The 7826-nt window shown below is 64.9% G+C and carries 8 protein-coding genes, 1 tRNA gene and 1 pseudogene; 2 read left to right on the top strand and 8 right to left on the bottom strand.

Translation table 11 applies throughout. From position 1 onward, the window contains the following. On the bottom strand, window positions 1-446 hold a 446-nt coding region (locus VFH65_RS25270), incomplete at its 3' end, for an alpha/beta hydrolase family protein (protein ID WP_353325278.1). 13 nt (window positions 447-459) lie between these two features. Then, window positions 460-996 (bottom strand): hypothetical protein, encoded by a 537-nt coding sequence (locus VFH65_RS25275; protein ID WP_353325280.1) that lies wholly within the window; start codon window positions 994-996, stop codon window positions 460-462. A 68-nt stretch (window positions 997-1064) separates the two neighbouring features. On the opposite strand from VFH65_RS25275, the gene VFH65_RS25280 reads away from it, so the two are divergent. After that, complete coding sequence (locus VFH65_RS25280) at window positions 1065-2042, top strand: DNA polymerase domain-containing protein (protein WP_353325282.1); 978 nt, start codon at window positions 1065-1067, stop codon at window positions 2040-2042. Window positions 2043-2108: 66 nt separating this feature from the next. Here the strand turns inward: VFH65_RS25280 and VFH65_RS25285 are convergent. Next, window positions 2109-2297, bottom strand: a pseudogene (locus tag VFH65_RS25285) (glycosyltransferase); the annotation flags it as partial. Next, complete coding sequence (locus tag VFH65_RS25290) at window positions 2294-2923, bottom strand: TetR/AcrR family transcriptional regulator (protein WP_353325292.1); 630 nt, start codon at window positions 2921-2923, stop codon at window positions 2294-2296. The pseudogene VFH65_RS25285 and the gene VFH65_RS25290, both read right to left, overlap by 4 nt. A 95-nt stretch (window positions 2924-3018) precedes the next feature. Between VFH65_RS25290 and VFH65_RS25295 the strand changes: the two genes are divergently transcribed. After that, on the top strand, window positions 3019-3213 hold the full coding sequence (locus VFH65_RS25295; RefSeq protein ID WP_353325284.1) for a putative immunity protein: 195 nt from the start codon (window positions 3019-3021) through the stop codon (window positions 3211-3213). Between the two features lie 403 nt (window positions 3214-3616). Here VFH65_RS25295 and VFH65_RS25300 read toward each other — a convergent pair whose 3' ends face one another. The 4 genes from VFH65_RS25300 to VFH65_RS25315 all read right to left on the bottom strand — a co-directional run. Further along, window positions 3617-4084 (bottom strand): glucose-6-phosphate dehydrogenase, encoded by a 468-nt coding sequence (locus VFH65_RS25300; protein ID WP_353325286.1) that lies wholly within the window; start codon window positions 4082-4084, stop codon window positions 3617-3619. Window positions 4085-4268: 184 nt separating this feature from the next. Then, window positions 4269-4345 (bottom strand) — tRNA-Met (locus VFH65_RS25305). Between the two features lie 87 nt (window positions 4346-4432). Then, window positions 4433-7447, bottom strand: coding sequence for a UPF0182 family protein (locus tag VFH65_RS25310; RefSeq protein WP_353325288.1), 3015 nt, complete (start codon window positions 7445-7447; stop codon window positions 4433-4435). 78 nt (window positions 7448-7525) lie between these two features. Then, on the bottom strand, window positions 7526-7826 hold a 301-nt coding region (locus tag VFH65_RS25315), incomplete at its 5' end, for a S16 family serine protease (protein ID WP_353325290.1).

The raw sequence follows: 7826 nt of genomic DNA on the forward strand, positions 1-7826 counted from the left end.
ATCCGCTCGCACAACGCGTCGTAATTGTGTTCGACGTGCGCAGGTTCGTACGGCGCCCCGATGCTGGCCACCGCGTCGACCGTCGGACACTCATGGGCCGCGGCGATCACGGCCGAACCCCCGAACGAGTGCCCGACGAGCAGCCGCACCTCACGGCCGGACGTGTTCATGTATTCCACCGCCCGGACGGTGTCGGCGACCTTGTGGGAGAACGAGCCGTCGCCCCAGTCGCCCTCGGAGTCACCAAGCCCGAGGTTGTCGAAGCGGAGCATGCCGATGCCCTCGCTGGCGAGCTGCTTGCAGATTCGGCTTGCGGCAGGCGACTCCTTGCCGAGGGTAAAGCCGTGGGCGAAGACACCCCAGCCGCGCACCTCGCCCTCCGGCAGATCGACGAGACCCGCCAAGGCGGGTCCTGTGCTGCTGGAGAACCTGACGCGCTCGGCCACGCGCGTCATCTTGTCAAACCGCGGTCAGCGCGTCACGTTGGGCGAGCCTCTTGAGAACGCGCAACTGCTTACGCATCATCAGCAGATTGACCAGCGCGAGTGTTTGACCCAGCAGCCACGGGCCCTCGAACAGCACACGCACGTGCAGCCGGGTGCCATTGCCGTCCGGCCGCACCGCGTAGGTATTGCTCACCGAGGAGAGCCGTGACATCACGCTGTCGGCGCGCGGCCGCAGAGTGATGTGCTCATCGCGGGCGAACGCGGCGAGCTCGAAGATATGCGCGAGGCCGAAGATGCGGACGAACGGCTGCCCGACGGCGAGTTCGGTCAGTTCGGCCGACCGCGTGCGCGGGCTGCGGCGCCCGGTGTTGTCCAGCAGGTCGTAGCTGTACGGCGCGACACGCAACTGGCACAACCACGCGAAGACGATCGAGACCGGCGCGTCGACGGAGATGGCACGGTCCAGACGCACAGCGCCAGGCATCAGGTCATCGCACGGCAGGCGTGCCGCCTGTTCGGACTGAGTGACGTTCCAGGTGGTTCCGATCATGCCACTATATTATCTACTGTCTATATAGATGTCGATGGATATAAATCACCCGGTTCTATCGTGAGGGCATGAGCGCTGAAGGTGATCCGGCTAAGGGCGAACAGCGCGAAGGGGTCAAACTCACCAACCTCGACCAGCCTTTGAGTCCCGATGCCGGTGCCACGAAGCGCGATCTCGTCGACTATCTCGATGCGGTGGCCGATCGGATGCTGCCCGGACTCGCCGGTCGGCCCCTGACCGTCCTTCGCGTGTTGCGCGGACAAGCGCCCTTCATGCAAAAGAACGTTTCGAAGTACACCCCCGACTGGGTGCGGACAGCGTCGATATGGGCTGAAGCGTCCAAGCGCGAAGTACGCTATGCACTCTGCGACGACCGCCGGACGCTGCTGTGGCTAGCCAACCAACGCGCCGTCGAATACCACCCGACGCTTGGCCTTGCGACGAACATCTATCGACCGACGCACCTCGTGCTCGACCTCGACCCTCCCGCCGGCGCCGACTTCGCCGCCGTGGTCGCCGCTGCACACCTCGTTCGCCGTGCGCTGACGGACAGCGGCCTGGCAGGCACGGTTAAAACCAGCGGCGCCAAGGGCGTTCACGTATTTGTGCCGATCGACGATAGCGCACCAGTCGAGGACGTTGCCGGCGCCACACGCGCGCTCGCTGCCCGTGCCGAGGCGCTCGATCCCGACCTGGCGACAACGGCGTTCATCGTGGAAGACCGTGGCGGCAAGGTATTCATCGACTCGACCCGAGCCGGCGGCGCGACAGTCGCTGCTGCATACAGCCCGCGGCTGCGCCCGGGCACACCGGTGTCCTTTCCGGTGGAATGGTCAGACCTCGACCGAATCACGCCCGGCGACTTCACGGTTCACACGGCGATCGATGCACTTTCCGGAGGCGACCCGTGGGCCACGTCGATGCCCGCACCACAGCGGCTGCCCGACGACCTCATCGAGCACGGCCGAACCATCCCGGTGGCCCGCGTGGCCGCCATGCACGAGGGCAAGCGACGCGCCCGCGCTCGCCGGGCCGAAGAAGGCTGAGAGCGTTGGCCAGTTCGGGGTCTACGGCTGGGAAGGTACCTCCTAGGCGGATTGGCGAAGCAGGCCATCGGCGGCTGAAGGGAGGTCCGCGGGCAGCTCGCGAAAATCCAAGCCGCACTGGGTGATCAGGCCAGCGAACGGCGTGTAGGCGGCGATGACCACTTGATGGCCGGCCCGTCGCAGACGCACCCCCACACCGGTCAGCGGGGCGACGTCGCCGCGGCTGCCGACCGCGACGATAACGATCGTGCTCATCGCTTCCGTCGCAGTGCTCGACCGAAGATCTCGACCAGATCCTCGGCGTAGCCACGTGCATCGAAGTCGGGATCGCGCAGGATCTTTTCCACCACGGCGTTGACGGCACCACGCAACGCGATCGCCATCGAATCGACAGGGAAGTCGCCGAATTCGCCTGTGTCTTGTCCAACGCGCAGGATCGCGGTGGGGTCCAATGCGGCCAGCTCCTGGCTCAGTTCGGGACTGAGCCCAAGCTCGTCGAAGCGGCGCCCGTCACTGGGTTGGTAACTCGAGCCGATCTGGGTTAACGCAGCCAAGTGGATCCTGTGCGTGTCGAAGTACTCCACGCTCGCCCTGATGTAGGCATTCAGCTTGGCCGCCTGCGTCGCTTCGGCGTCCACCGCCGGGACGACCACGGCCAACGCTGAGCGGTACATCTGCTCGATGATCGCGTCGACCAGGTTGTCCTTGGTCCCGAAGTGGTACAGCACCGCGCTCATCGCGACCCCGACCCGGTCGGCGATCTTGCGGATGGACGTTTGGGCCCATCCGATCTCTGCGATCACCTCGATCGCGCACCCGACAATCTGCGCTCTGCGCGCGGATCCGGTGAACGTCCGCGGGGACGTTTCTGATCGCACGATCTGATATTAGATCATTTGATCAAGACCCGAAAGAAGTCGGCCCACTGGCGCGACTTCGATGCGCTTGACGCTGCGGACCGGGCAAGGATGGCGTTGTGGCCGACGAGAATCTGATCATCGAGCTCAGCATGGTTGAACTACGCGCGATCACCGGATATGCCATGGCCTGCGCGGAGCCCGCGTTGACGATATTCGAGCGCGACTGTGCGGATCATCCGCGCGCACGGGCCGCGCTCGACGAGGCGCGTAGGTACGCAGCTGGGGCACCCGGACCAAGGCGCTACGGGTAGCCGCGTTGGACGCGCACAGGGCCGCACGGGCAGCCTGAGAGATGCCACATGAAGCCGCAGCGGACGAGGCGCGTGCAGCCGGTTATGCGGGAGCAGCCGCGTACCTGCGCCCGCCGGCGAAGGCCACCCAGGACGCGCACGATTCATGTTCCTCAAGCACGACGGAAGGGGTACGAAACGATCACGGAGACCACCACCGACTGACAAAACGAAGCGGGTGCGTGACACCCTTGCCTGCAACGACATTGGCGCTCCAGACGCTCTACGTCGTCGAGCCGCAGCACGGCGCCCAATGCATGGCCGGCGAAGAACTGCCACGACTCCTCGGTGGCGGGCGCGGCGCTGCGGCCGCGACGACGCCGACGGAGAAACGCCCGCCAAGAAGACCGCGGCGAAGAGACAGCTACACGGGCAGATCCACCCGGAGCGCCAGGTGCTCAGCGAGTATCCGACGCAGCGCGGCGTCCATCGGATGAGCGGATGAGAGGTCGCGGCCGAACCGGCTGTCCACCACGACTACCGCGCCCTCACGCAGTTCGGCGGTCTCGACCTGATCGACGAACGCATCGAACAGCGCGGGCGGCGTGGCCAGGTAATACAGCGCCCGGCGCGACTCGTTCAACCCGGCGGCATACACAAGTCCGTGTTGGGTGATCACGAAGAGTTCCGAGGTGATCCTGGCGTTCGGGGTCTCGGCTTTGCCCCATGCGATTGCGGCGCGCCGGGTCTGTGCCAATCGATCCGGGACGTCGTCAGTCAACGTGAGCAACCTCTCGACGAGTGCTCCACCCATCCGCGGATATGAGTCGATGGCGGGCCTGAAGTACCGCTGGAAGATCTCGCCGAAAACGTCGTACAGTTGCTCGCTCATCGCGGCTCCCCAGGTTTCAGACGGACACCTCAATTGTGCGCCCGAAACCGTCAGCTGAGTACCAGTCTGGCCAGGACGGCGGCCTCTGCCGTTGTGGGGAGGGTCGGCAGCGAAGGTCTTGCTCGCTCGTTCACACGTTCACAAATGAAAGCGGCCGCCAGCAGATGCTGGCGGCCGTTCCGTTTGGTAGCGGGGACAGGATTTGAACCTGCGACCTCTGGGTTATGAGCCCAGCGAGCTACCGAGCTGCTCCACCCCGCGTCGGGTGAACGTTAGGTTACCGAAGGACAAGGCCGTCCACCAAATCGCCTGGGCCGCGGCCGCGAACGCATGCTCGCGGATGGCTGCCTAGCGAGTTGTCTGGTACTTCTTCACCGCGTCGTCGAGCCGCTGCAGGGCCTCTCCGTAGTCGGAGAACTTGCCGCCGGTCTGCGCTTCGCGCATCGCATCCAGCGCAGCGTTGACCTCTTGCAGCGCTGCGGCTTTCGCCGGCGACAGCTGCACAGGACCACCGGGTCCCGGCGGAACGGCCGCAGGCACTTCAGGAGCCTGGCCGGTCCGTTCCTGGGGCGGTTGCGCCGCTGGCGGCTGACCGTCGGCCGGGGGCTGCGCGGCAGGCGGTTGCCCGTTGCCCCCCACCACCGGCGCCGGACCGGTGGCGGTCGCATCGGCGCCGGGTCCGAACAGCTCGGTCAGCGCGTCACGCACGGTTGGGCCGTACCCGACCCTGTCGTTGTACATCATCGCCACGCGGATCAGGCGCGGGTAGGACGAGGCCGCGTCGCTGGCACCCGGTGAGGCGTAGACCGGTGTGACATAGAGCAAGCCACCCTGGGCCACCGGCAGCGTGAGCAGATTGCCCCACCGGATCCGGTTCTGGTTGTCGCGACCGATGACACCCAGGTCTTGGCTGACCGCCGTGTCGGTGCTTATCGCGTTGAACGCCAGCTTCGGGCCGTTGACCTGACCGGGAATCGTCAACACCGTGATGTTGCCGTAGGTGTCGGGGTCGGAACTCGCGCTGATATATGCAGCCAGGAAGTCGCGACGGAACCGGTTCATCGCACTGGTCAACTGGAACGACGCCGAATTATCTTCGGACGCAAGGTCTTTAGCGACGATGTAGTACGGCGGCTGGAAGCTGCTTGCCGTCGGGTTGGGATCCTGTGGGACATCCCAGAAGTCCGAGGTGGAGAAGAACGTCACCGGATCGTTGACGTGGTACTTGGCCAGCAGCGCGCGTTGCACCTTGAACAGGTCTTCTGGGTAGCGCAGGTGTTCCTGCAACTCCGGCGTGATGTCACTCTTGGGCTTGACCGTGCCCGGAAAGACCTTCATCCACGTCTGCAGCACCGGATCCTGCTCGTCCTGCGCGTAGAGCGTGACCTTGCCGTCATACGCATCGACGGTCGCCTTCACCGAGTTGCGGATGTAGGACACCTGCTTGTCGGGTTGCAGCCGGTTGACCGCCACCGCGCTGGAATCCGCCGTCGCCGACGACAGCGTCGTCAACTCCGAGTACGGATAGTTGTCCAGGGTGGTGTAGCCGTCGACTATCCACACCATCCTCTTGTTGACGATCGCCGGGTAGACGGTCGTGTCGGTGTCAAGCCACGGCGCCACTGCCTTCACTCGCTCGGCGGGGTCGCGGTTGAAGAGGATCTTGCTGTTGTCCCCGATCGCATCGGTGAACAAAAAGTTCCATTCCGCGAACTTGGCGCCGAACACCGAGCGAGCGAGCGCATTGCCGATCGGCACGCCGCCGCTACCCGTGTAGGTGTAGTTCTTGGTCTCCGTGTTGGTTTCGTAGTCGTATTCGCGATCGGCACCGCTCCTGCCGACGATCGCGTAGTCGTCCGACGTGTCGGCGATGACCGGGCCGAAGTAGATGCGCGGCTGCTCCAGAGGGGCAGGCCCCGGGGACACCACGCCGCCATTGGCGCCGACCACGCTGGCGAGGAACTCCGGGTACCCGCCGTTCTGGTTGGGGTCGTTGGCGACACCCCGCACGGTGTTGGCAGGCGATGCGATGAACCCGTTGCCGTGGGTGTAGACGGTGTGGCGGTTCTGCCAGTTGCGTTGGTTGTCGATCAACCTGTCGGGGTTGAGTTCGCGTGCGGCAACGACATAGTCACGCAGGTTGCCGTCGCGGTCGCGGTAGCGGTCGATGTTCAGCTGGTCGGAAAAGTAGTAGAAGTTCTTGCCCTGCTGGAACTGGGTGAACGCCGGACTGACGATGTTCGGGTCGAGCAACCTGATGTTGGACGTGGTCGCCCGATCGGCGGCTACCTGCTGGGCGGTCGCCGGGGTATCGCCGCCGTAATTGCGGTAGGTGACCACAGCGTCGGTAAGGCCATAGGCCTGCCTGGTCGCGGCGATACTTCGGCTGATGTATTCGCTTTCCTTTTGCGCCGCATTGGGTTTGACACTGATCTGTTCGACGACCAGGGGCCAACCGGCGCCGACGACCAGCGACGACAACAGCAGCAGCACCACGCCGATCGCTGGAATCCGCAAGTCGCGCAACACAATCGCGGAGAACACTGCCGCCGCGCAGATCACGGCGATGGCCATCAGGATGAGCTTGGCCGGCAGCACAGCATTGATGTCGGTGTAGCCGGCACCGGTGAACGGCTTGCCACCGCGGGTGTGGCTCAGGAGCTCGTAGCGGTCCAGCCAGTACGCGAGGGCCTTCAGCAGCATCAGAACGCCGACCATCGTGATCAGCTGGATGCGTGCCGACCGGGTCAGCGCACCGGCGCGCCCGGACAGCCGGATGCCGCCGAACAGATAGTGCCCGACCAGGTTGGCGATGAACGCGAGGAACGTCGCCCAGAAGAGGTACATCAGGACCAGCCGGTAGAACGGCAGGTCGAAGGCGTAGAAGCCGAGGTCCTGACCGAACTGCGGGTCGGTGATCCCGAAGTCGCCGCCGTGGATGAACAGCTGAATGGGCTCCCAGTAGTTCTGCGCGATGACGCCGGCGAATACGCCGATCACGGCCGGGACGCCAATGCCGATCAGCCGCAGCCGAGCCATCACCGCGGTGCGGTAACGCGCAACCGGGTCATTGGGGCCATTCGTCGGCACGAACACCGGGCGCGAACGGTAGGCCAGCGCCAGGCCGGCGAATACGACGGCGCCGATCAGCAGCGACACCACGAGAAACACGACGAGCCGGGTCACCAGCACGGTGGTGAACACGGAGCGGTAGCCCAGTTCGCCGAACCACAGCCAGTCCACGTAGGCGTCGACGAACCGCGGTCCTATCAACAGCAACAGCCCGGCGGCCACCCCGACCGCGATCAGAATCCGGCTACGTCGTGTCAGCTTCGGCATTCTCGCCGCGGGCCGCATACCCACTTGTTAACTCCAGTCTTGGGTTCTCGAACGTCTGATGTGACGTGCCACAACTCTACGCACTCGCCCCACGGCTATTTCTCAACAACGGGGAGGTTCGCCACCAGCGGAAAGTGTGTTCAACGCGTCGACCGCCTGGCCGAGGTTGTCCACCTTGACCAATTCCACACCGTCCTCGTGCGCGGACTTGGCCTCCTCGCAGTTATCGGCAGGCACCAAGAACACCGTGGCCCCGGCTTCTGCGGCCGCCAGGATCTTGTGGGTGATCCCGCCGATGGAGCCGACCTCGCCGTCGCCGGTGATCGTGCCGGTGCCTGCGACGAATTTGCCGTCGTTGAGGTCGCCGGTAGTGAGCTTGTCGATGACGGCAAGGCTGAACATC

It is taken from the genome of Mycobacterium sp., assembly GCF_035697385.1.
Classification (GTDB): Bacteria; Actinomycetota; Actinomycetes; order Mycobacteriales; family Mycobacteriaceae; genus Mycobacterium.

Excerpts from the sequence above, each read along its gene's own strand:
- VFH65_RS25275 (WP_353325280.1), bottom strand. The coding sequence starts at position 996 with ATGATCGGAACCACCTGGAACGTCACTCAGTCCGAACAGGCGGCACGC.
- VFH65_RS25280 (WP_353325282.1), top strand. The coding sequence starts at position 1,065 with ATGAGCGCTGAAGGTGATCCGGCTAAGGGCGAACAGCGCGAAGGGGTC.
- VFH65_RS25300 (WP_353325286.1), bottom strand. The coding sequence starts at position 4,084 with ATGAGCGAGCAACTGTACGACGTTTTCGGCGAGATCTTCCAGCGGTAC.